Source organism: Bacteroidota bacterium (assembly GCA_026391695.1).
In the GTDB taxonomy this organism is placed as follows: domain Bacteria; phylum Bacteroidota; class Bacteroidia; order Bacteroidales; family JAGONC01; genus JAPLDP01.
In genome coordinates this window covers 1-26734 of record JAPLDP010000089.1, presented here as the reverse complement: position 1 = coordinate 26734, position 26734 = coordinate 1, and the positions used below count along the sequence as shown (strand labels likewise).

Annotated in this window: 25 protein-coding genes; 11 read left to right on the top strand and 14 right to left on the bottom strand. The window is 44.1% G+C overall.

Annotated features, from left to right (window positions below; genetic code table 11):
- Positions 1 to 55 precede the first annotated feature (55 nt).
- Positions 56 to 1597: a YifB family Mg chelatase-like AAA ATPase gene (locus tag NT175_14305; protein MCX6235865.1), complete on the bottom strand. Its 1542-nt coding sequence runs from the start codon at positions 1595 to 1597 to the stop codon at positions 56 to 58.
- Positions 1598 to 1677: 80 nt separating this feature from the next.
- A complete protein-coding gene (locus NT175_14300) occupies positions 1678 to 2739 on the bottom strand; it encodes a hypothetical protein (GenBank protein MCX6235864.1) in 1062 nt (353 codons plus the stop codon).
- Positions 2740 to 2786: 47 nt separating this feature from the next.
- On the opposite strand from NT175_14300, the gene NT175_14295 reads away from it, so the two are divergent.
- Both NT175_14295 and NT175_14290 read left to right on the top strand, forming a co-directional pair.
- On the top strand, positions 2787 to 3488 hold the full coding sequence (locus NT175_14295; protein ID MCX6235863.1) for a porin family protein: 702 nt from the start codon (positions 2787 to 2789) through the stop codon (positions 3486 to 3488).
- Positions 3489 to 3543: 55 nt separating this feature from the next.
- Complete coding sequence (locus NT175_14290) at positions 3544 to 5202, top strand: NAD+ synthase (protein MCX6235862.1); 1659 nt, start codon at positions 3544 to 3546, stop codon at positions 5200 to 5202.
- A 28-nt stretch (positions 5203 to 5230) separates the two neighbouring features.
- On the opposite strand, the gene NT175_14285 is transcribed toward NT175_14290, so the two are convergent.
- Together NT175_14285 and NT175_14280 are read right to left on the bottom strand one after the other, a co-directional pair.
- The gene (locus NT175_14285) at positions 5231 to 5491 is read right to left on the bottom strand and encodes a NifU family protein (protein ID MCX6235861.1); all 261 of its coding nucleotides are present in this window, start codon (positions 5489 to 5491) and stop codon (positions 5231 to 5233) included.
- Between the two features lie 15 nt (positions 5492 to 5506).
- On the bottom strand, positions 5507 to 6616 hold the full coding sequence (locus NT175_14280; protein MCX6235860.1) for an Mrp/NBP35 family ATP-binding protein: 1110 nt from the start codon (positions 6614 to 6616) through the stop codon (positions 5507 to 5509).
- 148 nt (positions 6617 to 6764) lie between these two features.
- Between NT175_14280 and NT175_14275 the strand changes: the two genes are divergently transcribed.
- Positions 6765 to 7511, top strand: a complete 747-nt coding sequence (locus tag NT175_14275) for a class I SAM-dependent methyltransferase (protein ID MCX6235859.1) — start codon at positions 6765 to 6767, stop codon at positions 7509 to 7511.
- Positions 7512 to 7515: 4 nt separating this feature from the next.
- Here NT175_14275 and plsY read toward each other — a convergent pair whose 3' ends face one another.
- The 7 genes from plsY to NT175_14240 are packed head-to-tail and all read right to left on the bottom strand — an operon-like array spanning position 7516 to position 17049.
- Positions 7516 to 8157, bottom strand: a complete 642-nt coding sequence (gene plsY, locus NT175_14270) for a glycerol-3-phosphate 1-O-acyltransferase PlsY (protein ID MCX6235858.1) — start codon at positions 8155 to 8157, stop codon at positions 7516 to 7518.
- Positions 8158 to 8165: 8 nt separating this feature from the next.
- Positions 8166 to 12653 (bottom strand): hypothetical protein, encoded by a 4488-nt coding sequence (locus NT175_14265; protein MCX6235857.1) that lies wholly within the window; start codon positions 12651 to 12653, stop codon positions 8166 to 8168.
- A gap of 22 nt (positions 12654 to 12675) precedes the next feature.
- Positions 12676 to 13512 (bottom strand): 50S ribosomal protein L11 methyltransferase, encoded by an 837-nt coding sequence (gene prmA, locus NT175_14260; GenBank protein ID MCX6235856.1) that lies wholly within the window; start codon positions 13510 to 13512, stop codon positions 12676 to 12678.
- A 6-nt stretch (positions 13513 to 13518) separates the two neighbouring features.
- Positions 13519 to 14283, bottom strand: a complete 765-nt coding sequence (gene tpiA / locus NT175_14255; protein MCX6235855.1) for a triose-phosphate isomerase — start codon at positions 14281 to 14283, stop codon at positions 13519 to 13521.
- Positions 14284 to 14318: 35 nt separating this feature from the next.
- Positions 14319 to 15401 (bottom strand): ABC transporter permease, encoded by a 1083-nt coding sequence (locus NT175_14250; protein ID MCX6235854.1) that lies wholly within the window; start codon positions 15399 to 15401, stop codon positions 14319 to 14321.
- Positions 15398 to 16507: a DoxX family protein gene (locus tag NT175_14245; protein MCX6235853.1), complete on the bottom strand. Its 1110-nt coding sequence runs from the start codon at positions 16505 to 16507 to the stop codon at positions 15398 to 15400. Before NT175_14245 ends, NT175_14250 begins: the two co-directional genes overlap by 4 nt.
- A complete protein-coding gene (locus NT175_14240; protein MCX6235852.1) occupies positions 16504 to 17049 on the bottom strand; it encodes a DUF1599 domain-containing protein in 546 nt (181 codons plus the stop codon). The genes NT175_14245 and NT175_14240 overlap by 4 nt, the downstream gene beginning before the upstream one ends.
- Before the next feature lie 39 nt (positions 17050 to 17088).
- Between NT175_14240 and folP the strand changes: the two genes are divergently transcribed.
- Complete coding sequence (folP, locus tag NT175_14235; protein MCX6235851.1) at positions 17089 to 17961, top strand: dihydropteroate synthase; 873 nt, start codon at positions 17089 to 17091, stop codon at positions 17959 to 17961.
- 142 nt (positions 17962 to 18103) lie between these two features.
- On the opposite strand, the gene NT175_14230 is transcribed toward folP, so the two are convergent.
- From NT175_14230 to ruvX, 3 genes are read right to left on the bottom strand one after another with little or no spacing between them, the layout of a single operon-like run.
- Positions 18104 to 18637, bottom strand: coding sequence for a tetratricopeptide repeat protein (locus tag NT175_14230; GenBank protein MCX6235850.1), 534 nt, complete (start codon positions 18635 to 18637; stop codon positions 18104 to 18106).
- Positions 18638 to 18675: 38 nt separating this feature from the next.
- Complete coding sequence (def, locus tag NT175_14225) at positions 18676 to 19254, bottom strand: peptide deformylase (GenBank protein MCX6235849.1); 579 nt, start codon at positions 19252 to 19254, stop codon at positions 18676 to 18678.
- Positions 19251 to 19688 (bottom strand): Holliday junction resolvase RuvX, encoded by a 438-nt coding sequence (gene ruvX / locus NT175_14220; GenBank protein MCX6235848.1) that lies wholly within the window; start codon positions 19686 to 19688, stop codon positions 19251 to 19253. Before ruvX ends, def begins: the two co-directional genes overlap by 4 nt.
- Positions 19689 to 19787: 99 nt before the next feature.
- On the opposite strand from ruvX, the gene NT175_14215 reads away from it, so the two are divergent.
- The 7 genes from NT175_14215 to NT175_14185 all read left to right on the top strand — a co-directional run.
- Entirely contained in the window at positions 19788 to 20627 is an 840-nt protein-coding gene (locus tag NT175_14215) for a 2,3,4,5-tetrahydropyridine-2,6-dicarboxylate N-succinyltransferase (protein MCX6235847.1), read from the top strand.
- Between the two features lie 94 nt (positions 20628 to 20721).
- Positions 20722 to 21720, top strand: coding sequence for a glycosyltransferase family 9 protein (locus tag NT175_14210; GenBank protein ID MCX6235846.1), 999 nt, complete (start codon positions 20722 to 20724; stop codon positions 21718 to 21720).
- The gene (locus tag NT175_14205; protein MCX6235845.1) at positions 21717 to 22280 is read left to right on the top strand and encodes an L-threonylcarbamoyladenylate synthase; all 564 of its coding nucleotides are present in this window, start codon (positions 21717 to 21719) and stop codon (positions 22278 to 22280) included. Before NT175_14210 ends, NT175_14205 begins: the two co-directional genes overlap by 4 nt.
- Before the next feature lie 103 nt (positions 22281 to 22383).
- Positions 22384 to 23508 (top strand): DNA polymerase III subunit beta, encoded by a 1125-nt coding sequence (dnaN, locus tag NT175_14200; protein MCX6235844.1) that lies wholly within the window; start codon positions 22384 to 22386, stop codon positions 23506 to 23508.
- Positions 23509 to 23527: 19 nt separating this feature from the next.
- A complete protein-coding gene (locus NT175_14195; protein ID MCX6235843.1) occupies positions 23528 to 24991 on the top strand; it encodes an aminoacyl-histidine dipeptidase in 1464 nt (487 codons plus the stop codon).
- A gap of 133 nt (positions 24992 to 25124) precedes the next feature.
- Positions 25125 to 25286: a 50S ribosomal protein L34 gene (gene rpmH, locus NT175_14190; GenBank protein MCX6235842.1), complete on the top strand. Its 162-nt coding sequence runs from the start codon at positions 25125 to 25127 to the stop codon at positions 25284 to 25286.
- A 332-nt stretch (positions 25287 to 25618) separates the two neighbouring features.
- On the top strand, positions 25619 to 26734 hold a 1116-nt coding region (locus tag NT175_14185), incomplete at its 3' end, for a hypothetical protein (protein MCX6235841.1).

The window sequence follows — 26734 nt, the reverse complement described above, 5'->3', positions numbered from 1 at the left end:
AGGTTGAGCGAGGCGAAGCCGAGCGAAATCCCGACGCAGTCGGGATTGCAGGTCTTTAGCTCATTCCCCATGTTTCGCGGTCCAGGCTGCGGTATTGAATGGCTTCGGCCAGGTGATGTGCTTCAATGTCGTCGGACTTCTCCAGGTCGGCTATTGTTCTGGAAACCTTGAGTATGCGGTTATATGCCCGGGCCGAGAGAGACAGCTTCTCCATAGCGGTCTTGAGTATCTGTTCCCCTTCTTCTTTTATTTTACAGATTTTTCTTATCTGCTGTGAGGTCATCTGTGCATTGCAATAAATCCCTTTATCCTGATGATATCTTTGTTCTTGTATACTTCTGGCTGCCACAACCCTGTTTCTGATCTGAACGCTGTTTTCGGAGTTTCGTTCTTTGCTAAGTTCTCTAAAGGGGACAGGTGTGACCTCAACATGCAGGTCTATTCTATCCATAAGGGGGCCTGATATTTTATGAATATATTTCTGCACCATTCCCGGCGGGCAGACACAGGGCTTGTCGGGATGGTTATAATAACCGCATGGGCAGGGGTTCATGGCTGCCACCAGCATGAAGCTGGCCGGGTAATCCATGCTGTATTTAGCACGCGATATGGTGACCACACGATCTTCCATGGGCTGGCGCATGACTTCAAGGGCGGAATGTTTGAATTCCGGCAGTTCATCAAGGAACAGGACGCCATTATGAGCCAGGGATATCTCACCGGGCTGCGGGAAGGTGCCACCTCCGACAAGGCCTGCATCACTGATGGTATGATGTGGTGAACGGAAGGGTCTGACAGTTATTAATGACGAGTCCCTGGCCATTTTACCTGCCACAGAATGAATTTTAGTTGTTTCCAGTGCTTCATGCAGGTTGAGGGGTGGCAATATTGATGGCAGGCGTTTGGCGAGCATGGTTTTACCGGCGCCCGGCGGGCCTATAAGAATGATGTTATGCCCTCCAGCAGCGGCAATCTCCAAAGCACGTTTGATGTTTTCCTGTCCTTTTACATCGGCAAAGTCAAACTCGTAATCATTGAGCCTATACGCGAACTCCTCACGTGCATTCACCCTTACCGGCTCCAGACGGGCCTCCTCATTAAAAAAATGTATTACGTCGATGATATTCTCCACGCCATATACATCAATGTCACTCACAATTGCTGCTTCCTTTGCATTCAGTCGCGGAAGGATGAATCCCTTGAATCCCTTTTTCTTGACTTCGATGGCTATGGGTAATGCTCCTTTAATGGGGTGAATGCCTCCATCGAGAGATAGCTCTCCCATGATGATATACTCATGGATATGGTCGGTCTTAATCTGGCCGGAGGCTGCCAGGATGCCGAGGGCGATGGTCAGGTCGTACGACGAGCCCTCTTTACGGATATCAGCCGGAGCCATATTGATAACGATCTTTTTCCCGGGTATTTTATAGCCGATATTTTTCAATGCCGACTCGATACGCTGGTGACTTTCTTTGACAGCATTATCCGGCAATCCGACCATGAAAAAGTTGATACCGTCGTCAATATTCACCTCAATGGTGATGGTGATTGCATTGATGCCATACAGGGCACTGCCATAAGTCTTGACTAACATAAAGGTAAAGGTGTTTGATGCATCTCTACCATTAATCATTAAAATGACTTATTGTGACCCTGGTGTTAGTAAATTCAGCCCTATCGCCGGGGTTTATATCTCGATGTGGTAAGTATTTTCTGGGCATCAGCCTCATCCAGAAGTGTTTTCATGTTCACATCCTTCTGTTTTTCCATATAGGACCTGATGATCTGCCAGCCCAGCCAGGCTCCAAGCCGCGGCGGTGAGGATTCAAATCCGTGGGTGAAGGGGCCGTCGACGAAAAATTTGTTGATGACCTGAATATCGGTAGAATAGAGTAACTCATTCTCAATGATGAACTTCCACAGGTTGGCTTCGTTCTTCCTGCACCATTCCAGTTGTTCCGGTGTATATTTGATTTTAATATCATCAGCCACCTGAGGGAGGAAGGCATCGAGCAGCATCAGCCTCTTTCCTTCATAAACCATCTGGTCGAGCATGCTGTTGCCACAGGGCGTATTTTGCATCAGACTGGCTGCAATTTCATTCATACAATCACTAACCAGGTACTTTTCACTGAACCTGCTGATCATATATGCCGGCAGCCCCAGTTCTCCGTAAGGCTTATAATCCTGGCCAAGGTACATGTCAATGGCAATAAGCAGCGCCGTGTCAAGAAAGATAGCCGGTATCTCGTAATCCAGTCCGGAAATGAAAGTATAAACATGCGGTACAGGTTTTTCAGGAAAATAATATATATAGTATCTGAAGGCTGTTGTCAGCTGCTTTTCGGTATCCTTCATATCCGGATACCTCTCTATTGTTGTGTCATATATGCTGATCAGCAAAGGATCGGTAATATAATTGGATAACTGGAGAAGATTCAGGGTGTCATCCAGATCGCCTTTAAGAAAGACCTGATAATCGCCGGCAATTTTTAAAAGTTCAGTTTTCAGCTGTTTTTTATCGATTGTGAAAAGGGCTTTTTCATAACGTTTGATCATGACATCACTGATAGGGACGCCGGAAATATCCGGATCTTTCCAGCTTTTATTTTGATGGTTACAGGCAATGACAAGTATAAGAGCAGTGGCTATGAGGCTATTCTGAATGATCTTCATAAGCTTGAGATATATGGACTTTGATATCGCAAAATTATGTTTTGAAATTGAATTCCACATGCGAAAGCAAATTTTTGTAAATTTGGGCTTCAAATAACTGGTCTACCATGAAGAGAATTGGACTCTTGTCTATAGCGATATTGATCTTATCACTACCCTTGTTGTCACAGGAAAAGAAACCTTACAGGTTTGGCTTGAAGGTGGGGCCAAATATAAACTGGTTAAATCCCGATGCCGAGGGATATTCCTCTGATGGGATACAAGCCGGATTCTCATGGGGATTCATCAGCGATTTCAGCATGGCAGGAAATTATTTTCTGTCGACAGGCTTTAACCTGCAATACAACAATGGCAAACTGTCATTTCCATATAAAATGGATGGCATCGATACTACCGGCGTGCTTAACAGGAATTACCGGATCAAGTATTTTCAGTTACCCGTCATGATCAAGATGAGGACGGATAATTTTGACAAGTTTGCTATTTTCGGCCAGATCGGATTGGCTGGTGATGTGAGGATTACGGCAAAAGGTATTGATGTGTTTGAATATCCTGATCAGGATGGTACACTTACGAAAACTGCAGAGAAGGAAAATAAGATATCGGATAACATCAATCTTTTCAGGGCTGCATTTGTAATAGGAGCGGGAGTAGAATATTTCATCAACAACTCCACATCCATACTGGTCAATTTTAATTATAACAATGGGCTGACAAATATTTTGTCCGGAAACAATAAAGTTGACCCCAACATCAAGGAGAGGGCTATACTCAACTATATTGAATTTAATGTCGGCATCATTTTTTAAAGGAAATCCGGCAGCTTATCATCATCATCCGGTTACTCAGAAAACATCATAAGAGGTGAAGATTGCCTTAGCACAGATAAATTATCACATCGGAAACTTTGACTCGAATGTCACCAAGATAAAGCAGGCGATACGGAAATCCCGTGAAAAAAATGCCGATCTGGTCGTTTTCGCTGAGCTGGCTGTTTCCGGTTATCCTCCGCGTGATTTCCTTGAATTTGACGATTATATCGAACAGTGTCACCGGTGTGTGCTGGATGTAGCTTCAGTTTGTACTGACATTGCTGCCATTGTGGGGTCGCCTTCTATAAATCCCGATAAAAAAGGCAAACGCCTGCACAACTCAGCCTATTTTCTTCAGGACGGGAAGGTGAAAGCAGTGACCCATAAAACTCTGCTGCCGAATTATGATGTTTTCGATGAATACCGCTATTTTGAGCCTTTTAAAGATATAAAGGTTATTGATTTCAAAGATCATAAGATTGCTCTGACCATCTGTGAAGATATATGGGACATCAGCGATTCACCCCTTTATACCGTATCGCCCATGGAGGTGCTCAGTGGCCAGCATCCTGATCTGATGATTAACATTGCCGCCTCGCCCTTTCACTATGAGCAGGCCCTGAGAAGAAAACAGGTATTGGGAGGTAATGCGAAAAAATACCACATGCCCTTGTTTTATGTGAATCATGTTGGCGCACAGACTGAGCTGCTTTTCGATGGAGGCTCGATGGTGGTGGGAGACGACGGTGAAGTTGTAGACGAGATGAATTACTTTGAGGAGGATTTAAGGATATATGAGTGTGACCGGTCATCCGATGGATATAAAATTAATCTGGTCAGTGATGAGAAGAAAGAACAGAGGGATACATCTAAAATTGCCCTCATTCATGATGCCCTCATCATGGGGATCAGGAATTATTTTGAGAAGTTAGGCCTGAAAAAAGCCCTTCTTGGACTGTCGGGGGGTATCGATTCGGCTGTAACATTGGTTTTGGCTCAGAGAGCATTAGGAAAGGAAAATGTGAGAGGAGTTATGTTACCCTCCCGTTATTCATCCTATCATTCCTTAAGTGATGCTATAAAGCTGGCCGAAAACCTGGGTGTGAGTTTTGACATCATCGGCATCGAAGAATCTTTTAACAGTATTGAAGAAACACTCAAGCCAAATTTCAAAGATCTGCCTTTTGATATAACGGAGGAAAACATGCAAGCCAGGATCAGGGCTATTATCCTCATGGCTTTATCCAATAAGTTCGGTTATATTCTGCTAAATACATCCAACAAGAGCGAGGCTGCTGTCGGCTACGGCACTCTTTACGGTGATATGTGCGGAGGTATTTCGGTGCTTGGTGATGTTTATAAGACCGATGTTTTCGGGCTGGCACGATACATCAATAAAGATTATGAGGTCATCCCTGAAAACACTATTAATAAGCCACCTTCTGCCGAGCTTAGGCCAGATCAGAAAGATGCTGATTCACTGCCGGATTATGAGATTCTGGACAGGATACTGTATCAGTACATTGAACTTCGGCAGGGGCCCGATGATCTTATAAAACAGGGTTTTGACGAGGTAATGGTACGAACAGTCCTTAGGTTGGTAAACAGCAATGAATTTAAACGGCACCAGGCGCCGCCGATTCTGCGTGTGTCACCAAAGGCCTTTGGCATGGGCCGTCGAATGCCCATCGTGGCAAAATACCTTTCGTGAAAAGCTTAGAATTACCGGAATAGCAACTTTAAATGGTTTCGATAGCCTCCACGGCTCTGATCTCGGGTAATACCCGTCTGACAGCTTCCTCGACTCCATTTTTTAATGTGATCTTGCTATAGGGGCATGATCCGCAAGTACCGATAAGCTCGACATTGACAATATTTTCTTCAGTGAGGCTGACAAACTGAATATCACCTCCATCAGCCTGTAAATAAGGCCTTATCTGTTCAATGACATTCTTCACCTTCTTGGTCAGCTCATCATGGTTCGTTGCTTCATTAATCATATTTCAGTATTTCTGTTAATTATCTATTCCATGTATAGTAACCTTCTGGCTGGTTTCAATAAACACATTCCTGATAGCTATCTGCTGAGCGATATTTTCTGCCAGCGTTTTAAAAGCTGTGCTCACCGGTGAAAAATCATCCAGTACGATAGGGCTGCCGTTGTCACCCGACTCACAAACGCTCTGAACTAAAGGTATTTGCCCCAGCAGTGGCACATGTGTCTCCTGTGCCAGCCTTTTGCCGCCTTCTTTCCCAAAGATATAATATTTATTATCAGGCAGTTCAGCCGGTGTAAAATACGACATGTTTTCAATCAGGCCTAAAACCGGGACATTGATTTTTTCCTGCCTAAACATGCTTATTGCTTTTCTTGCATCGGCCAGTGCGATTTCCTGCGGGGTGGTGACGATAGCCACGCCTGTTACTGGTACCTGCTGGACAAGAGTAAGGTGTATGTCGCCTGTTCCCGGTGGCAGGTCGATAAGCATATAATCCAGTTCACCCCAGTCTGCATCGTTAAATAACTGTATCACTGCATTGGATGCCATTGGACCGCGCCATATCAGCGCCTGTGAAGCATCAACGAAAAAGCCGATCGACAATAGCCTGATGCCATATTTTTCGAGAGGAATGATCTTGGTTTTGCCGTTTATTTCTTTAACAGAAGGATGCTCATTGACAAGGTTAAACATTAGAGGGATAGAAGGACCGTAAATATCGGCATCAATCAATCCGACCCTGGCGCCTGTTTTTCCCAGGGCAACGGCGAGGTTTGCCGCCACCGTCGATTTGCCGACGCCACCTTTTCCTGAGGCTATGGCAATAATATTTTTCACTCCCGAAAGCATCTCTTCAGTTATTTTCCGGCGGCTGGTCACCCTGGATGTTAGATCCACCTCCACTTGTGCAGTCTTATCCACATATTGGTGAATCGCCTCAATGGAATTCTTTTGCATGAGGTTTTTCAACGGACAGGCCGGCGTTGTGAGAACAAGCCTGAAACTGACTGTATCACCTTCGATCCTGATGTCGTCGATCATATTCAGCGTGATCAGGTCTTTCTTCAGATCCGGGTCATTGACATGGCGCAGTGCATCGATGACCTGTTCTTTTGTTATGCTCATTATTACTGAATTCCTTGATAATTAAAGGAGCACAAAGATAATTAATTCCTGTTGGGAAGAGATTATTTACCCCCGTACAGGATATTTTTAATTAGCTTTGCAAGTATTAATATAGTTAGTTTAAACAATATAATAGTCGATTTGTTTTATGGAGTATCCCAATTTTGTGGCGCATTATTATGATGTGGTGTACGATAAGGTATTGTCAGGGGCCGACAAGCAGTTTTATCTCAAGCAGATCTTGCAGGTAAGAGGTCCTGTCCTTGAGATAGGCGTGGGGACAGGGCGGTTTTTCACAGAAGCCCTTTCAGCAGGTGCTAACATCTATGGCATCGATATCAGCCAAAGCATGATTGATGTGCTGAAGAAAAAGATTGACCGGAAATATCATGACCGCGTCAGCGTCCAGGATATGGTGAATATGAAGCTCGATAAAAGATTTCACCTCATCCTTGCCGCCTTCCGTGTTTTGTCGCATATCACGCAACCTGATGACCAGGTTGCCGCCTTAAACAAGGTTTATGACCACCTGGAACCTGGTGGTATTTTCATTTTTGACTTGTATGTCCCCAGCCTGAAAATGTTATTGGAGGGCCTTACCGAACAAGTTGATTTTGAGGGAGAATATCAGGGGAAACCCCTTAAACGGGTAATATCGATGCATGCTGACCTGATCGACCAGATCAGTTATGTGACCATGACTTTTATCCTTGGTGAAGGTGGCAATGAAAAAACCGAAACATGGAGCTTTCCAATGCGGTTTTATTTCCGGTATGAAATTGAACATTTAGTGCATCGGTCTGAGCTTACGCTTAAACATATTTATGGTGATTTTAGCGGTAAAGATCTTGTTCCTGATTCGCGGGAATTTGTTGTTGTTTGCAGCCGGGAATAATCACTTAAGATGTATCCTGCTTTTTAAACCTAAATTTCGGCTCTTCCTTCCTGAGCAGTCTTTTAATATTCTTCCTGTGCGACAGGGGGATAAAGATTCCGACGGCGATCGAAAGCAGCATCAATGACAGATAGTCATGATGGCCAAGGATGATGATTTCTATAACCGGAAACATTAATGCAGCTGATATAGAAGAGAGGGAGACCCATCTGGTGAGAAGGAAGACAGTGACGAATACCACAGCCGTGATCAGGCTGGCCCAAGGGTAAAGTGCTATGCCGACGCCCAATAATGTCGCCACCCCTTTGCCTCCCCTGAATCCTGCGAAGATAGGGAACACATGTCCAAGAACGGCGGCAGAACCGAGTATGATCTCGAACGTGACAAGCTGTTCTGTCGTGGTGATACCTTCATGAAAGAAATGCGAAAGAAACACAGCAAACCATCCTTTGAAGACATCGATGACAATAACGGGAATACCGGCTTTCACGCCAAGGACACGGATTGTATTCGTGCCACCGGCATTACCGCTCCCATGATCACGGATGTCGACGCCATAAAAAAGCCTGCCAACCCATACAGACGTTGGGATCGATCCTGCCAGGTAGGCTATGAATATTGCCGCGATTGTATGAATATTGATCAATGTCAGGTCTATTTGCCGAGTGATTGCATCTTGCGTAAGAACTCCGATACCTTCTGTGACGTGGAAATAATGAATTGGTAGTCCTCTTTTGTATCTTCCAGATCAAGCACCCGGTATTTTTCTTTCATGTTGATAAGCATATTGTTGAAGTCAACATCGGAAGTGATAACCTGCATAGTGTGGTTAGTAAAGTTGAGATAATACCATGACCTGTTTGATGGTTTAAGATAGATGTTCAGTACATCTCCGCTTCTTTTTTTTGCCAATTCGATATAGCCATCGACATATTTGTTGATGATCCTATCTTTGATATTACCGATTCCAATAGGACCTGCTGAGATGTAAGATCGTGTCACCGGATTCCATACCATGTTTACATCGGAGAAAAACAGGGTATGTTCCAGTTCCTGGGGTAGTTTTTTTAAACTACCGTAAAGGTTTATATCTGATATCAGCTTGTCGGCAGATTGTGTGCCAAGGATGTCGGTAAGTGCTTTAATATATTTTTCGCTGGTTATATTGACAGCTTTGAGATTAGCACGTTGCAGCGTGTCGCAAATAAAGCTGAGAAGCTCATCGGCAAAAAAGAAATCAATTCCCATCACCAGGCTGAAGATCGTGGAATCCGGAATCAGGTAATTGATAGTGCTGCCATAAGTGGTCAATTTTACTTCGCCATAATCCAGACCAAGGTTGATGATCCCATCACCATACAGCGTGCAAAGCCTGTTATTTAGGATAATGAGGTTTCCTGCACGTGTCACTTTATTCAGCCTGTCGAGGCTGCCAACCTTGAATTCCTCCAGTTTTTTATCATAAAAAATGTATCCTTTGGATGATGTGATCTCTGCATCACTAAACCGTTCCCTGACTCTGAAGAAAGCCGGATAAATCGTTTGTCCCAGTGATAATAATATGCCATCCGACAGCTTCCTGTTATTAAGGTCTGTCAGTTCCTCAGAAACAGGCAAGACCACTTTATCAGGATTGATTTCAGCAGTGAATCTGACCCAGGAGAGGGTGTCGAAGATACAATCCTGCCGTATCCTGTATCCTCCTTTGAAAGCCAGATACTGGCGGGGGGCATGCAAAACTGCCTGCCCAATGAAGTCAAACTGCGGGCTGAGCCGGAAAGAGGCTGAATCGGATATGTTTCCTGTTGCTGTTGTTTGAAAGGCTGTATCAACGGTGATTTTCCCGAATCTGATCTGCTGCACTTTTCCGGTTTCATCGGTATAATCATAATAGCCATTGGCAAGATAATTCTTAGCCGACAGGATATTGACAGAAGCATTATAGACGGAGTGGTATTTTGTACTGGTATCAGCCATGATGGTTGCCATGCTTAATGGGCTGATAGCTGCCCCCGGGCCAATAATGATCCTGCTGTCGCCGGGAAAAATTGCCGCATCGGCAATCTTCAGAATCCTGACGCCTTCGGCAGTGAGCATATTGTTTGTCAAATCCATCGTAGCTTTCGTAGAGAAGAATCGCAGAGAATCCTGACCAGGATGAAGTGAGATGAAGTCGGATCCTTTCAAGTCAGTATTGATCAGCTCACTGTAACTCATTTTGTTGATAGTTTCCTGGTCAACGGCCAGTGTATTGTTCAGGAAGATTTTCGATTCGTCCATAAACCAGTCGAATTCATTCATATAGCAGATAAACTGGTTGAAAGGGAAATAGACCTTTGAGACTTGTCCGCCAGTCCGGAATGACCCTTTTCTTTCATCGAGATCCATATGGGAATTGCCTACCAGTGCGGTAAAAGCGACCTGCTTGCCATCAGGTGTCCTGATGGAGAATTTGGTTGTATCCGCATCAATTACATGTTGTTTGAAACTGAAAGCTGTTGAAACAAGATCGGCATCCATGATGTGCAGTTTTCCCCACCCATTTAGCCTGTCGGGTGTCAGGCAGAGTGTTCCATCCAGATTCACCTGGTCTTTATACATGCCCAGGTAGGAGGGAGCGATATTTGAAACCAGCATCGAATCAGCATGCGGAAACCATAATAAGTCACTTTTTCCTGCCCTGACAGAGGGATATTCAACCCTGGCAAACTGTTCCGATAGGTTGAAGGTATCAAGAACAGCCTTCGCTGAATTTGGGTAGAAGGTAAAGTCACGGGAAGCTGATTTAGAATTCAGGTACTGTAATCGTCCATTACCTTTTAATCCTCTGTTACTCAACTGGATCGTATCGTAAAACAGACCTTTTCCTCCGTAAAGGGGATAACCCGACAGTGGGGTATTTATCTTAAAGCCAAGAGAATAATCATCCTGCACCTTTAACGGACTGTCGATCTCAGGAAGTATTCCGCCGGAAACCAGTTTTCCCTTAAATTCAAGATTATCCGTGCTAAAGGTATTCAGACTGTCGAAAGTGAAAGGGTCAACCTGGTAGTAGAACCTGCTTGAATCATAAATGCCATTTTCGATATGGGTATCGTTATAGTAGACATAAGAGATGTCTTTGCTGGTAAAATAGGGGTATTTCGGATAATCTTTCAGACTCGATTTATTTTGAGGGTAATCAATCCATAAGGTACCATTCAGGTTACGGATGACAGAATGGACAGGAACAATCGGGTATATACCTTCATTATCAGGTATTCTGCCATGTACCATAAATGACAGGGAATCGATGACAGGCATGCTCAGTTTAAACGTATCGTAATTGAAGAAGCAGTTGCTGGCATAAAAGTCGAGGAGGCCGGCATGGATACGGCCGGAGAAGATAAAATCCCGGTTATTTCTGAGGATGATCTGATTGCCCCGCGGAAAAATGAAAACCTGTTGTGAATCGCTCAGAAATACCTGAGGGACGCCCTTGATAGTGATGTCAAAAGTGTTGATATTCAGCGTAGCATTGCTTTGGTCTTTGACATCCGATGGGAACTGTATCACGTCGTAATCCCTTCTGCCACCTTTTGAATCAATGTATTTATATAGCTTGTCTTTTACCGTAACCAATTCAGTTTTGGGGTCATAATCGAGGAATCCTTTACCGGCCAGGGTGATAATGATCGCCCTGACCTGGTCGATAGATATTCCCATGGAATTGGAAAGATCCTCAGCATAAAACTGACCTGACGGAATATTCCTGACCAGATTTTTTATGATGATCAGCGGATTCACTTCATCGATTCCCTTCAGCCGCTCGAACCGGTTTTCGGAATAATAATCATTCGATTCAAAGACGGCTTTACTTTCAGGATTAATACTTTTAATTTTTTCAAAATCCATAGTCGGTTTGTCAAGTTTCCATGTCAGAGCCTCAAAATGCATATCAATTTCATGGTAAGAATCAAAAAACGGACTCAGGGATAAACCTTCCTCTCCGCGCATCAGCGTAAGTTCCTTTTCCGAATCGATGTATTTCATGCGCAGATCAGGATGAAAAATAGAATCTGTTTCGTAGTAAATGATGAGCGATGCATCATCCGACAGAATACGATCTTTCAGGATCATGAACCGCTGTGAGCCGAGAATCATGAATTCCTGCCTGTTTTTTTTGATGATCACGCTCGCATCCCCTCCTTCATATCCTGAGCCGATGACGACATGACCTTCCATAGTAAATCCGCCATCATAATCGATTTTGTCGAAGAGGTTCAGGATTTGGATCCTTTTGAGATAGGAAGTGAATTTCGGATAAACGGCATTTTCTGCTGTGGTGTTAGCCATCACTTTATCTTCAAGCTGGCCGAACAGAGGTTGCCTGAAATAATCTTTGTTGATATATTTTACCGATTCAGCGGCATAACTGGCATGTTCAAGCCTTATCTCATAGAAATCCAGTTCTGCATATACCGTGTCAGGGTCAAAGCCAGCCCGTTCCCATGTGACCCTGCCACCTTTGCCCTTCCATATTCCGAGTGTAGGATAGTATATTCCCCGGGTGTTAAAAATAGCGATACTGTCGCGGCTGGCATAGCATGCCAGATCCAGCTTCGCAAAGGCGAGTTCAGGAACTGTATCATAATTGAAGGCATATTCCGCGTTGCGGAACTTCCATGTTGTTCCTGCAGCGTTATAAAGGCAGTGCTCTTCAATCACCATGTTGATGTTTTCAAGATAATCAGAAAGTCTGCGTGTATCAGGTTCGGTAATCAAAGGTTCCAGGCTGGAATGCAATGCATCGAAAGCGGATGCCGGAAATTGAAAGGCCGCAAAATTCACTATAGTCCGCAGATATTCATAAAAGTAAGGGTAGGGTTTCAACTGGGATTTAAGCATAAGATTTGACAGGTAATAGATGAGAGTCTTCTGGTTTGAATTATATGTGCCTGATGACCAGGCATCTTCAAACTCCGACAGCACCTTTTTTACATCCTGGCTTTTATCGCCGATTACTTGTTCAAAAAATGTCTTCATTTCCTGAGGGAAAATGACAGGATCGGCAGTGAAATGCTTTATTCCCTGTGAAAATACCAGACCATTGCCGGCATTCAATAAAAGAAGGATGAGGAGTATTTTCGGTAATCTTGCCATAAATAATTTATGAATCAGGTTTTCAAAAGTTTTTAATAAAGACGGCAGCTAGCCATTCTCCATCGGCAATGGATTTTACAAAATTCAATGAATGTTGTTCCGACAAATCCCTGATGGCACGGAGGTCCTTTTCATAAAATCCGCTGATCAGCATCAGCCCTTTTGAATTGAGGCTTTCAGCGTATGCAGGAATATCATTCACTAATATATTCCGGTTGATATTTGCCAGGACCATATCGAAATGCCGGTTTGTGAGGCATGTGGCATCACCGTGATAAACGGTTATCGGAGGGGCATTATTTTTTTCTATGTTGGATAAGGTATTTTCATAAGCCCATATATCATTATCAATGGCGGTGACTTCACGGGCGCCAAACCTGGATGCCAGGATGGCGAGTATGCCGGTGCCGCAGCCCATATCTACCACAGTGAGATCCTTGGGTGGAAATTCAAATAAAAGAGTGATCATCATAGCTGTCGTCGCATGATGGGCTGTTCCGAACGACATTTTAGGTTCAATGATAATATCGAACCTGACACCGTTGGTTTTTTGGTGAAAAGGAGCCCTGATGGCACATTTTCCGGGAAAAATAACTGGATCATAGCTGGCTTCCCAGAGTTCATTCCAGTTTTCTTCTTCGACTGTTCTCCAATCAATATGTATGTCAGAGCCTTTGTTTTTAAATATCGCAAGTTGTTTGATGGCGGTGACGTCAAATTTATCAGAGGGGATGTATGACAGCAATCCTTCAGCAGTTTCTTCAAAGCCTTCAAAGCCCGCCTCCATGAGTTGAGCTGTCAGGATCCCTGATAGATTGTCCTGAGGTGAAAAAAGAAGACGGAGTTCGATATAGTCCATATCAGGTTATGTCGGGTAAGAGCAAACAACCTTAACAAATTCTTCAGCTTCAAGTGATGCGCCGCCTATCAGTCCGCCGTCAACATCAGGCTTTGAGAAGATCCCCACTGCATTTTTAGAATTGCAGCTTCCACCATAAAGAATGCTGATTTCTTCTGCAATATCCCTGTCATATTGTTTTGCAATAAGCTCCCGGATAAATGCATGCATCTCCTGAGCCTGTTCCGGAGTGGCATTCTCTCCTGTTCCTATGGCCCATACAGGTTCATAGGCTATGACCAGTCTACTGAAGTTCTCCTTATCGAGGTGGAAGACAGCTTCACTCAGCTGTTTTTTGACGATGTTAAAATGTTCTCTTTTTTTGCGTTGGGCTAACACTTCGCCGCAGCAAAAAACCGGCGTAATTTCCCATTTCAGAAGTAAAAGGATTTTCTCTGCGAGCAGGGCATCTGTTTCGCTGAAATATTTTCTTCGTTCGGAATGACCGACGAGGCAATAGTCAACTTCCAGTGATTTCAGCATGGGCGCTGATATTTCTCCGGTGAAGGCGCCATATTCATTCTGGTTCACATTCTGGGCGCCGACATGAAATTGTTCTTCATAGGCAATGTCAACAGCCAATTCCAGGAACACGGCCGGTGGGCAAACAATCACCTCCATGCCCTGTTGGTTTTTCTCGGCCAGAAGATCTGAAATATCATATAACAATGCTTCGGCATCCTTGAAATCTTTGTTCATCTTCCAGTTACCGGCAACAATTTTTTTTCTCATACGTCAGTTATTTTTTGTATGGGAGGCTGTATCAATTATATCACTCTAACTCTCGGATCGAGGTACCCATAAATGATGTCCACAAAAATATTAATAATCACCAGTACGGCCGAAATAAAAAGTACAGCACCCATAATAACAGGGAAATCATATTTTTCAAGAGCGTCGACGATGACAACGCCAAGGCCTTTCCAGTCGAAGACATATTCGACAAACACAGCGCCGGCCATCAGTGATGCAAACCATCCGGATATGGCAGTGACAACGGGATTCATTGCATTGCGCAAGGCATGGCGGGTGATGACCCGTGCATAACGCAGACCTTTAGCCCTGGCTGTTCGGATGTAATCCTGCGACAGGACCTCCAAAAGAGAGCTTCGCGTCAGTTCGACGATGATGGCCAGAGGTCTGATGCCCAATGTCAACGCAGGCAGGATGAGATTTTTCAGGTTAAGGTATTCACCGCGTCCGAAGTCATCAACACTGTAAAGGCTGCCAACCATGTTTAATCCGGTGTATCTGGCCAGTATAAAAGCAAATATCCAGGCATTGAGTATGGCGACGAAAAAGGAAGGCAGCGACATGCCAAGCACTGAAAACACAAGTGATACCTTATCGAAAAACGAGTTTTTATAAATGGCGCAGAGGGTACCGATGAAAATTCCGATGACCATGGCGAAAACAATGGATACCGTCGCCAGCAGCAATGTCTTTGGAAATGCATCCAGCAGAATTTCAGTGACATCTCTTTTTGTCTGGTATGACCGTCGTAAATAGGGCTTTTTCATGATGACCGCTCCTTTATGTTTGACAGAGGCGATCTTAATGAATGAGGTGTACTTCAGTGTATCCAGGTACCAGTAGTTATGCGGGTCATTCACCACATGATAGGAAACAGGTGACAGATCATTAATGAAATTCAGAAACTGCGTGGCTAATGGTTTATCCAGACCAAGGTCTCTGTTGATGGCTTCTACAGATGCTATATCGGCTCTCTGGCCTAGCATCATCCGGGCTGGGTCGCCGGGAAGGGCATTGAAAAGCAGGAAAATGATGGTGACAACGCCAATCAACACGAGTAAACCATACCAGAGCCGTTTGAGAATGAACCGGATCATCGGCCTTCCATATATTTTATTCTGATTTTTCCGTATTCAAGAAAATAATGATAATGCCACTTTTGAATGACGACGCCATCTTTTAATAGTAACAGGCCGGGATTGGAACGGATCATCATCTTAAGGGCGACATCATCAGCGTTGTATATCTCAAATTCCGGATGGTATTGCTCCCGGTATTTGCGGATGTCCTCATCCGATGCATTGGTGATTAGAATGAAAGAATGGCCGTCCTGTTCTGCTTGTCTATAAAATGCATTCATTTTCAGCAGGGCCTTTCTGTTTGCTTTGATCAGATTGTAAGAGACAAGGAGAAACTGAAAGCCGGGATTTTCGATGAAATTTCTCGTGACATCTGCGCCACTGGAGTCGATGAGTTGAAGGTCATGAACGGATGAGCCCGGACTTTGCGTTCTGGACTCGACAAATTCCCACTGCGACATCCACACCGTATCCTGCCAGGGCAGATCACCGGTGAGGTATTCCTTAGTAATGCCGGAGGCCTTATTTTTATAGACCAGATATGTTTGCGCAGGGCGGGCATTAGGGGGAGCCATATCACGACCCACCTTCCAGTTGAGGAAGTCGATGACAGGCAGGCGGTTGTATGAATATATGCAGAAGCAGGCAAACAGGACGATAACGCCGCTTGCCATCATATTCTGGATTCTTCCGGAGAAAACCGAATGCGCTTTTTTTCCTGTAAATACGATGATAAGGACAAAAACCATCAACACCACATTTTTATAAAACGTCTGCCAGTTGGTCAGTTTGATTGCATCGCCAAAGCAGCCGCAATCCGGCACAGGATTATAGATGGCGTCGAAGAATGTCATGACAGTGAATCCGGCCATCATCAGGAATAATACCCATGTGACCAGCTTAATTCTGACATTCAGGATAAGAAGCATGCCGATGGAGAATTCCACGGTGCATAACAGGATGGATAATGCCAAAGCCATCGGAATGGCCCATTCCATTCCGAAGGCGATAAAGTAATCCTCTATTTTGAACATCGTGCCCGTTGGATCAAGCCCCTTCACAAAACCACTGAAAATGAAGACGAGCCCAATGAGGAATCGGCATATAGTACGAAGTGCTGTCATTTTGATTCTTTCAGTTTTATCAATGCAAAAACCCCATAATTGATGATATCCAGATAGTTGGCATCAATGCCTTCGGAGATGTATGTTTTACCCTCATGATCTTCTATCTGCTTAATACGCAACAGTTTCATCATGATGATATCGGTGAAGGAACTGATGCGCATATTCCGCCATGCCTCTCCATAATCATGATTTTTATCCAGCATTAATCCCTTCGCCTTTTCGATATATTTTTCATACAGGCCAATGACTTCTTCCACATCCATACCGGGATTGTCGGAACTGCCGAGTTCAAGCTGGATGAGGGCCATCACGGAATAGTTGACAATACCAATGAATTCCGGAAGGATCCCTTCATTCACTTTCTGAATGCCCTTTTCGTCAATGCTTCTGATACGATTGGCCTTAATATATATCTGATCGGTAAGTGACGGCGTACGCAATATCCGCCATGATATCCCGTAATCTTTCATTTTGGTCAGAAAAATTTCACGGCACTTTTCGATAACCTGATCAAATTGCTGGTATGTGCTATTGTCCATTGTCGTAACTTAGCAGATTAAAATATTCATTCTCAGGTAATGAATACAAAACAAGTATTGCGTAAAAATAATTCTTTTTCGTCAAACTTTACGTTGAATTGCAGAAGTAAAGTTATAAAGTTCGAACGGCCTGTGGTGATGGGGATACTAAATATTACGCCGGATTCGTTCTATGATGGTGGGCGTTATGTCACGGAGAAAGACTATCTCGGGCAGGCGGAAAGGATGATCGGCGAGGGGGCGGCCATCATTGATATTGGGGCTGCCTCATCACGGCCGGGAGCAGCAGCCATAACGGAGGATGAAGAGCTACGACGCCTTTTGCCGGCTTTACAGACCATAAGTAAGCATTTTCCAGAAATCCTTCTCTCTGTCGACACATACAGGGCCGCAGTTGCAAAGTCTGCATGTGAACATGGGGCTGATATTATCAACGACATATCCGGCGGTACAATGGATGCGAAAATGTTCGCTATCATTGCCGGAATGAAAGTGCCCTATGTCCTGATGCATATAAAAGGTACCCCTCTCACCATGCAGGATAGACCTGTCTATAAGGATGTGGTGGCCGAGATCATGGATCATTTTACTGAACGGGTGAGTCAGTTAAAGAAGATGGGTGCCGGTGATATTATCATAGACCCCGGAATTGGCTTTGGCAAAGATGTGGAGGATAACTATGAGATCCTCCGCAACCTCGACAGGTTTCTGGCACCCGGGTGGCCACTGATGATCGGACTGTCGCGGAAGTCATTGATAAACAAGGTTCTGGGAATAAGCCCGGAAGACGCTTTGAACGGCACAACGGTGCTGAACACCGTCGCTGTACTCAAAGGCGCCCATATTCTGAGAGTGCATGACATCAAGGAAGCCATCGAAGTGATCAGGCTGTGCGAATACCTGCAATTTTAATCAATGAGACTCAATTTTTTCGAACGTAGTGAAGAAAAAATTGCTAGTCGAATTGATCCCGATGAACGAAGTGAAATCGGGATACTGGTCAAATTCCCCGTCCCTTGGTGCGGAAATAGTGGAGCAGGAATTCAATCATTGATCATTGGATAGAGTCGGATTTAGCTTTTTCCTGGAATTGTTTAATCAGATCTTCAGGGCTTTTCCCAAGGTTATCAAGAGATATCTGTACGTCATCGGCAAAGTCATGGTTGGGGTATTTCACCAGGAATTCCTGATATATCTGCCGTGCCTTGTCGAGATTTTTCAGCTCATTTTCATAAATAAAACCCTTGAGAAACAGACAATGCGGCAGCTTTTCAAACTGCGGGTATTCGGTCATTATCCGGTCGAAGATCTGTATGGCCTTATTGGGATCGAGCAGGTTCATCGAAATATCGCCGGCCTTGAATAAGTAGCCGGGAGCATTTGTATCGGAAGGGTATTTATCGGCAAACCTGAGATAAGCATCTACCAGCTTTTGTGTCTCATCCATCTCTATCATTCCTTTGCTTTCCGAAAAAAGGCTGTCTTCCATCACCTTGATATTCTTCTCCATCTTTCTTTTTTCCATATTGCTGCAGGAGAATAAAACGGTAACCATTATCAGGACGGACAAATACGTAAGTCTCTTCATGACGTATAAATTTAAGTCTTATGTTTATACCAGATGTATTATTTATAAACCATTTTCTTTTTCTGAACGGGGAATATCATTTTATATTTCACATCAATATCCCCTTTTGAAATATCATAAAGTTTTCGTTTAAGAAGGGTTTTCCTGAGAGAGCTGATACGGTCGACAAAGAGAATACCTTCGAGGTGATCATATTCATGCTGAATAATGCGGGCTGCAACACCTTCGTATTCATCATCGTGAAAATTAAAATCTTCATCTTGGTACTGGATTCTGATTTTTGAATGCCTGGTCACATCTTCACGTATGTCGGGGATACTTAAACAACCTTCATTGAAGGTCCATTCGTCACCCCATTCATTAATGATCTTGGCATTGATAAAAACTTTTTTAAACTCCTGAACTTCAGGATGGTCGGTGGCATATGGTGAGGCGTCGACAACGATCAGGCGTATGGAGCGGTTGACTTGCGGGGCTGCCAGCCCTACTCCATTGGAATCATACATGGTCTCGAATATATCAGAGATGAGCTCTTTCAAACCCGGGTAATCTTTATCAATATTTGGGGATACCTGTCTTAAGATCGGATGTCCATATGCGATAATCGGAAGAATCATGATTTGTCCTTTTGTTGATTCATGGCCCGTGATTCCAGGTACGACTGCAGGATGATAGTGGCACTGATGGTGTCGAGCAAAGCCTTGTTCTGCCGGTCTTTCTTTTTCGCACCGGCCAGGAGCATTGTTTGCATGGCCATCTTTGAAGTAAACCGCTCATCCACCTCTACTACCGGGATCATGGGGAACTCTTTCTGCAACCGTTTGATAAACGGTTTGATGTAAGTAACAGCTTCCGACGGTAAATTGTTCATCTGACGGGGTTCGCCGATGACAAAGCAATCCACTTTTTCTTTCGACAGATAATTTTTCAGGAATTCCATAATGCCCGCTGCCGCAACAGTTGTCAGGGCTGTAGCGATGATCTGCTGTTCATCGGTTACAGCTATGCCGGCACGTTTGCGCCCAAAGTCAATAGCCAGTATCCTTCCCATATTCCGATTTTGAACCGCTGACAAATATAGCAAAAACTATCAGGCTGAAAAGGATGAAGGCATTTTTTATCTAACTTTGATGTATCAATGCTCATATTTATGACAGATGAACTTAAACAGTATGTGGAATCGGCTTGGCTGGACAGGCACCTTTTAAAAGAGGACGACACACAGGCGGCCATAAGGGCTGTGATAGACCTGCTCGACAGGGGAACCATACGGGTGGCGGAACCTTGTGGCCCGGGGCCAGCAGGGGCGGAACAATCATGGGTGGTGAACGAATGGATTAAAAAAGCTGTTATTCTCTATTTTCCCATTCAGGCGATGGAGGTGGTTGAAGTGGGCCCTTTTGAATTTCATGATAAGATAAAACTGAAACGGGGATATGATAAGCTTGGCGTCAGGGTGGTGCCGCAGGCCATTGCTCGTTACGGATCGTATATTGCACGTGGCGTCATCATGATGCCGTCGTTCATTAATATCGGTGCATGGGTCGACAGCGGAACGATGGTGGATACATGGGCTACGGTTGGGTCGTGCGCGCAGATCGGCAAGGATGTGCACCTAAGTGGCGGCGTTGGCATCGGCGGCGTGCTGGAACCTGTCCAGGCCGCACCCGTCATTATTGAGGATTATTGTTTCATCGGTTCGCGTTCAGTCATCGTCGAGGGATCACATATCGGCCACAGCGCCGTTGTCGGCGCCAATGTCGTCATCACCGGCTCCACGCGTATCATCGACGTCACGGGTTCTGAGCCTGCCGAATATAAAGGTTATATCCCGCCCCGGTCAGTAGTCATACCGGGTTCGTATCCCAAAAAATTTCCTGCCGGCGAATACCATGTCTCCTGCGCGCTGATCATCGGCAAGAGAAGTGCCGCCACCGACCTGAAGACCTCCCTCAACGATGCACTGCGCGACTACCATGTCCAGGTGTGAGCTGTTGGTAATGGGTTAATTACTTTGATAGGCGCTGCTTTATTTTTTGCTGGAGTTTATTATAACTTTGTTCCCTCACGTGAATTTACAGGAGATGGAACAGTTTCTGGTAATACAAACCGCATCCATCGGGGATGTGATATTGACGACGCCGTTGGCGGAAGCTTTGCACAGTTCCTTTCCTCATGTACAGATCGACATTCTGGTGAGGAAAGGGAATGAAGGGTTATTGTCATCGCATCCCTTTTTGCATCAGGTGCTGACATGGGATAAGGATCACCGGAAGTACCTGCATCTTCTCAGACTACTCGTATTGATCCGGGAAAGGCGGTATGACTATGTGATCAATGTGCAGAGGTTTGCTTCAAGCGGGCTCCTGACGGCCTTTTCAAAGGCAAAGGTGAGGATAGGATTTGGCAAGAATCCCTTTTCTGTTTTTTTTGACCGTGCCGTTAAGCATGACATCGCGCCCGGAGGGACTTTTGTCCATGAAGTGGACCGCAATCTCAGTTTGATCCGTACGATAGTGCCTGATGGCGAGCAATACCCCAGGCTTTACCCGTCGGAAGACGATTATAAATCAACGGTTTCACTGAAAGGCCAGCCCTATGTCTGCATTGCGCCGGCTTCATTATGGTTCACCAAGCAGTATCCGTCAAAAAAGTGGATTGAATTTTTACGTGTCATTCCGGCAGAATATTATGTCTACCTTATAGGTTCAGGCAAGGATAAAGATTTGTGTGACCAGATCATAAAGGACTCCGGCCATGAACATGCGGAAACCCTGGCCGGCAGGTTAACATTTCTGCAGACTGCAGCAATGATGAAGGATGCAGTGATGAATTTTGTGAATGACTCAGCACCGCAGCACCTGGCATCGGCTGTGGATGCTCCTGTGGCCGCCATTTTCTGTTCCACAGTGCCTGCTTTTGGCTTTGGCCCGCTTTCAGGCAGGTCATACGTGATCGAAACAAGGGAGCTGCTGAATTGCCGCCCCTGTGGATTGCATGGCCTGAGAAAATGCCCTCTCGACCATTTTAAATGTGCCTATACTATCGAAAATAAACAATTACTGGATGTATTTTTAAGATGAGAGAAGAGTTATTAAAAGCTGTGAAGATCCTCGAAGAGGGAGGAACCATCCTGTATCCGACCGATACTATCTGGGGTATCGGTTGCGATGCCACAAATTATAAAGCCGTTGAAAAGGTGTTTGCGATCAAAAGAAGACAAACTGTTAAAAGTTATATCATTCTGTTGGATCAACCAGAGAAGCTGTTGAAATATGTTGAGAGGGTTCCAGATATTGCATGGGATCTTATCAGTAGCGTTGAATCTCCCCTTACTGTGGTCTATCCCAGGGCTAAAAATCTGGCAAAAAACGTCGTGGCTGCCGATGGTTCAATTGCCATACGGATCATTAAGGATGTTTTTTGCCAGCAACTGATCAACCTGTTTAATAAACCTATTGTATCCACTTCGGCCAACGTCGCCGGAGAAGCAGCGCCACTGATGTTCAGTAAAGTCTCAAAGGAGATCATTAACAAGGTTGATTACGTGGTAAATGTCAACCGTGATAAGCTGAATAAACTGAAGCCGTCGACTATAATAAAGATTAATGAAAACGGCGAATATGTCGTGTTAAGAAGTTAGCCGGAGGAAATTCCAGATTGAAAGTGGATTTTAATTTTTAAAATACATTTTTTTTTATATTTTTACAGTAATAAACAAAATTAAACAATCAAAAAAAAAGGGTATGAAATTTATTGTGTCAAGTACGGTTCTGTTGAAGAATTTACAGGCCATCAGTGGGGTCTTAAATGCAAGCAATACATTACCCATTCTTGATGATTTTCTGTTCAACCTCAAGGAAAAGGACCTTGTGATCACAGCCTCGGACCTGGAAACGACCATGACTGTCACGATACCGACAACAATGGCCGAAGAACCGGGGATTGTTGCCATTCCGGCCAAAATCCTTCTGGATACACTGAAGACCTTTTCGGATATTCCGGTCACCTTCAGCATCAATGATGAAAATTTTGGCATTGAAATATCGGCGGGTGAAGGGAAATATAAACTCACCGGCCATAACAGTGACGAGTTCCCGAAGTTACCGGTTCTGGAAAATACCAGTTCTCTGACGATCAATTCAGCTATGCTGGCAAAAGCTGTATCAAAAACTGTATTTGCAGCAGGCAATGACGAGCTTCGGCCGGTGATGTCGGGCGTATTCTGCCAGTTCTCACCGGAGGACCTCACCTTTGTCGCCACCGATGCCCATAAGCTGGTGCGATATAAGAGGACCGATGCCAAATCGGAAGATGTGGCATCCTTCATCATCCCTAAAAAACCTTTGAACCAGCTGAAAGCATTGCTTGCCAACCAGGATTTCCTCGTGAAAATTGAATATAATCAGACGAATGCAGCATTTTTGTTTGAGAATATAAATCTTGTTTGCCGGCTCATTGATGGCAAGTACCCGAATTATGAAGCTGTGATACCGGGTGACAATCCGAATGTGCTCACCATCGACAGGCTGTCATTTCTCCATTCCATTAAAAGGGTCGCCCTGTTCGCCAACCAGTCTACACACCAGATACGGCTGAAAATCACCGGTAAAGAACTGGTGATATCGGCCGAGGACGTCGATTTTTCAAATGAGGCCAGGGAGCGGCTGACATGCAGCTACAATGGGCAGGATATGGAAATCGGGTTCAATTCAAGGTTTATCCAGGATATGATAAACAATATTGACACGGATGAAATAAAGCTTGAAATGTCGGCCCCTAACCGTGCAGGCATCCTTCTGCCCGTCGATAACCCGAATACGGAAGAAGATATGCTGATGCTTGTCATGCCGGTGATGCTCAATCAATAATAATATTGGAGGAATAATCATGAGTGAGGAAATTTTAAATCTTAAACCAAAAGCTATCTGGAAGCATTTTTACAGTCTGACACAGATTCCGCGACCTTCAAAAGAGGAAGGCGAAGCCATAAGGTTTATGAAAGCATTTGGAGAAAAACTGGGGCTGGAAACCATCGTCGATGAGGTGGGTAACGTGATCCTCCGCAAGCCTGCCACACCGGGCATGGAAAACCGCAAAGGCGTCATTCTGCAGGGACATCTGGATATGGTCCCTCAAAAAAACAATGATATTGTCCATGATTTCGGGAAAGATCCTATTGATGCTTATATTGACGGCGAGTGGGTCAGGGCCAGGGGAACGACACTGGGTTCTGATAACGGCATGGGCGTGGCAGCAGCCATGACAGTTCTTGAGTCAAAAGATATTAAGCACGGTCCTGTAGAAGCCCTTTTCACAATGGATGAAGAAATAGGGATGACGGGCGCCTTTGCCTTAAAGCCTGGACTGCTGAAGGGTGACATCCTGCTGAATCTGGATTCGGAAGATGAGGGTGAACTATATATAGGCTGCGCGGGCGGCACCAACGCCAATATCCGGTTTAACTATAAGCCGGCAACGATCACCGGTGAAATGCAGTCGTATAAGATCAGGGTAGAAGGCTTGAAAGGAGGCCATTCAGGATTGGATATCAATCTGGGAAAAGGCAACTCCAACAAGATACTTGTCCGTTTTCTGCGGCATGCTGCCAGGATGCACGGACTTCAGCTTGCTCATATCGAAGGCGGATCTGTCCGCAATGCCATTCCGCGCGAGGCCTGGGCGTACGTGGTAGTGCCTGTCGCCAACTGCGGGAAATTTGAAGTCTGTATTAAAAAATTTGAGAAGACAGTCCAGGGAGAACTTTCCTTTACCGAACCAGGTTTAAAAATCGACCTGCAGAAGGCTGACAAGCCAAAGTCCGTCATTGATCCTGCCACCCAGACCAGGGTACTGAATGCCTTATATGCCTGTCCCAATGGCGTTATCAGGATGAGTGACGCCATGGAAGGCCTTGTAGAGACTTCCACGAATATGAGCATCATTAAAATGGAAGAAGGCAGGATACTCGTTTTGTGCATGATACGCAGCTCGGTGGATTCAGCCAAAGAAGACCTTGGTAATATGATCGAAAGCGTCTTCGAACTGGCCGGCGCTGATGTGTCATTCGATGGCACTTACCCTGGATGGAAACCCAATCCTGATTCTCCCATCCTGAAAGTCATGTCGGATGTCTATAAAAATAAATATGGGAAAACACCTCAGATAAAAGCCCTTCATGCCGGGCTGGAGTGCGGGATTCTTGCTGGAGCCTATCCCCACTGGGATATGATATCTTTTGGACCTACTATACGTTTTCCGCATTCACCCGATGAAAAGGTGAATATCACCACCGTACAAAAATTCTGGGATTATCTGGTTGAAACATTGAAGCACATACCGGGGAAAGAATGATCAGTGATCAATGATCAATGATCAATATCCTTTGAAGAACGATAAAAACCAGCTGCGATTTAACAAAAATCAGAATACTATTTGTCAATTCAAAAAAATACTCTACTTTTGCAGTCCTTAAAAATTTAAGATAATGCCAAAGAGAACATTTCAGCCATCAAAGAAGAAGAGAAAAAACAAGCATGGCTTCAGGGAGAGGATGTCGACAGTCAATGGCCGGAAAATATTATCGGCCAGAAGAGCTAAAGGACGTAAAAAACTGACCGTATCGGATGAAGTGCTGGATAAAAAGTAAAACTTTGACAAGCTAATCCACACAGGGTTAATTATTTTTCTATAAAATGCAGAGGAGTTAGTCAGTAAACTATCTCCTCTTTTTTTTATTGTCTCTATAGAACTCTAAGCCCAGAGATATACAAAACTTATTCGTAGCTTTATTGAGACAGACATTTAGCCTGATCATAATTACAAGAGGTACAATTATATCATTAAAAGTGGACCTCAAAAGTGAGCGTTTTATCTTTTGAAAAAAATGTTTAGAAAATTACCTATCATATCAATTTATTTTGTATATTTCACGCGACAAATATTAATATTTGATGCTATAATTATTCAAAACAATGTGATATGAAGAAAATATTACTCTATTTCCCCTTTATTTTGATCATTCATTTAAATGCCCAGACTCCTTGCAATGAATGGGTTTCTTCTTTTGGTGGATCCACCAGTGATATTGGATGGTTAATAGCACGTGATGATTTGGGCAATGTTTATATTTCAGGCGAATATACAAGTCCAGTAATCTATTTTGGTAATGATACCATTTTTAATAATGGTAACATGGATGCATATATTCTGAAAATAAATCCTGATGGTATTCCCCAGTGGTGCTTCACAGTTGGTGGTAGTAATGAAGACCGTCCGAGGGGGCTATGCACAGATCTTGAAGGAAATATCATATCAGCCGGAAGGTTTTACAGTCCAACATTGACAATAGGCGACTCAGTTTTTATAAATCATGGAGGCTCAGACATTTATCTGTTCAAATTAAATTCGGATGGTGAGGTAATCTGGGCGAGAAGTTTCGGTTCTGATGGAACTATTGAATTCGGATTTCAGGTTGATGTTGACAGTGAAAACAACATTGTGATGACAGGTTATTACAATGGTTATTCCATCACCTTTGATAATTACATTTTGACGAATTACGAGGAAGGTTACGATGATATGTTAGTGGTTAAGTTTGATTCATCAGGGAATGTATTATGGGCCAGAGACGCTGGCGGGGACAATGATGACCGGGGGCTGCGCCTGACTATCGATCAATCGGATAATATTTATGTCTCTGGGCATTTTGGAAGCAGTACCATGTACATGGAGCCATTTTCTTTGGTCAATACAGGATCTCATGATATATTTCTTGCAAAATATGACAGTAATGGGGATGAAAAATGGCTCAAGGGTGTTCAGGGATCTGGTCCTGATTATCCTTATGATGTGGCTATTGATAACTTTGGAAGTGTATATACTACCGGGTATTTTGAGAGTCCTTTTATTAAGTTTGATAGTCATATAATCTATAATAATGGATATATTGACTTGTTTCTGGCAAAATATGACTCTCTCGGCAATAATGTCTGGGCAAGAAGTTTTGGTGGCAGTGGTACAGACAAAGCTTATGATATAGATGTGGATTCGCTGAATAATCTTTATGCAATAGGATATTTTACTTCATCCAGTATT

What these genes read in the sequence shown, in the direction of transcription:
- NT175_14275 (MCX6235859.1), top strand. Translation starts at nt 6,765, where the DNA reads ATGGAGTATCCCAATTTTGTGGCGCATTATTATGATGTGGTGTACGAT.
- NT175_14300 (MCX6235864.1), bottom strand. Translation starts at nt 2,739, where the DNA reads ATGTGGAATTCAATTTCAAAACATAATTTTGCGATATCAAAGTCCATA.
- NT175_14210 (MCX6235846.1), top strand. Translation starts at nt 20,722, where the DNA reads ATGGAACAGTTTCTGGTAATACAAACCGCATCCATCGGGGATGTGATA.
- NT175_14240 (MCX6235852.1), bottom strand. Translation starts at nt 17,049, where the DNA reads ATGGACAATAGCACATACCAGCAATTTGATCAGGTTATCGAAAAGTGC.
- folP (MCX6235851.1), top strand. Translation starts at nt 17,089, where the DNA reads ATGAATACAAAACAAGTATTGCGTAAAAATAATTCTTTTTCGTCAAAC.
- NT175_14265 (MCX6235857.1), bottom strand. Translation starts at nt 12,653, where the DNA reads ATGGCAAGATTACCGAAAATACTCCTCATCCTTCTTTTATTGAATGCC.
- NT175_14215 (MCX6235847.1), top strand. Translation starts at nt 19,788, where the DNA reads ATGACAGATGAACTTAAACAGTATGTGGAATCGGCTTGGCTGGACAGG.
- NT175_14285 (MCX6235861.1), bottom strand. Translation starts at nt 5,491, where the DNA reads ATGATTAATGAAGCAACGAACCATGATGAGCTGACCAAGAAGGTGAAG.
- NT175_14280 (MCX6235860.1), bottom strand. Translation starts at nt 6,616, where the DNA reads ATGAGCATAACAAAAGAACAGGTCATCGATGCACTGCGCCATGTCAAT.
- NT175_14245 (MCX6235853.1), bottom strand. Translation starts at nt 16,507, where the DNA reads ATGACAGCACTTCGTACTATATGCCGATTCCTCATTGGGCTCGTCTTC.
- dnaN (MCX6235844.1), top strand. Translation starts at nt 22,384, where the DNA reads ATGAAATTTATTGTGTCAAGTACGGTTCTGTTGAAGAATTTACAGGCC.
- NT175_14250 (MCX6235854.1), bottom strand. Translation starts at nt 15,401, where the DNA reads ATGATCCGGTTCATTCTCAAACGGCTCTGGTATGGTTTACTCGTGTTG.
- NT175_14305 (MCX6235865.1), bottom strand. Translation starts at nt 1,597, where the DNA reads ATGTTAGTCAAGACTTATGGCAGTGCCCTGTATGGCATCAATGCAATC.
- ruvX (MCX6235848.1), bottom strand. Translation starts at nt 19,688, where the DNA reads ATGGGAAGGATACTGGCTATTGACTTTGGGCGCAAACGTGCCGGCATA.
- NT175_14195 (MCX6235843.1), top strand. Translation starts at nt 23,528, where the DNA reads ATGAGTGAGGAAATTTTAAATCTTAAACCAAAAGCTATCTGGAAGCAT.
- rpmH (MCX6235842.1), top strand. Translation starts at nt 25,125, where the DNA reads ATGCCAAAGAGAACATTTCAGCCATCAAAGAAGAAGAGAAAAAACAAG.
- NT175_14295 (MCX6235863.1), top strand. Translation starts at nt 2,787, where the DNA reads ATGAAGAGAATTGGACTCTTGTCTATAGCGATATTGATCTTATCACTA.
- NT175_14205 (MCX6235845.1), top strand. Translation starts at nt 21,717, where the DNA reads ATGAGAGAAGAGTTATTAAAAGCTGTGAAGATCCTCGAAGAGGGAGGA.
- NT175_14230 (MCX6235850.1), bottom strand. Translation starts at nt 18,637, where the DNA reads ATGAAGAGACTTACGTATTTGTCCGTCCTGATAATGGTTACCGTTTTA.
- tpiA (MCX6235855.1), bottom strand. Translation starts at nt 14,283, where the DNA reads ATGAGAAAAAAAATTGTTGCCGGTAACTGGAAGATGAACAAAGATTTC.
- def (MCX6235849.1), bottom strand. Translation starts at nt 19,254, where the DNA reads ATGATTCTTCCGATTATCGCATATGGACATCCGATCTTAAGACAGGTA.
- prmA (MCX6235856.1), bottom strand. Translation starts at nt 13,512, where the DNA reads ATGGACTATATCGAACTCCGTCTTCTTTTTTCACCTCAGGACAATCTA.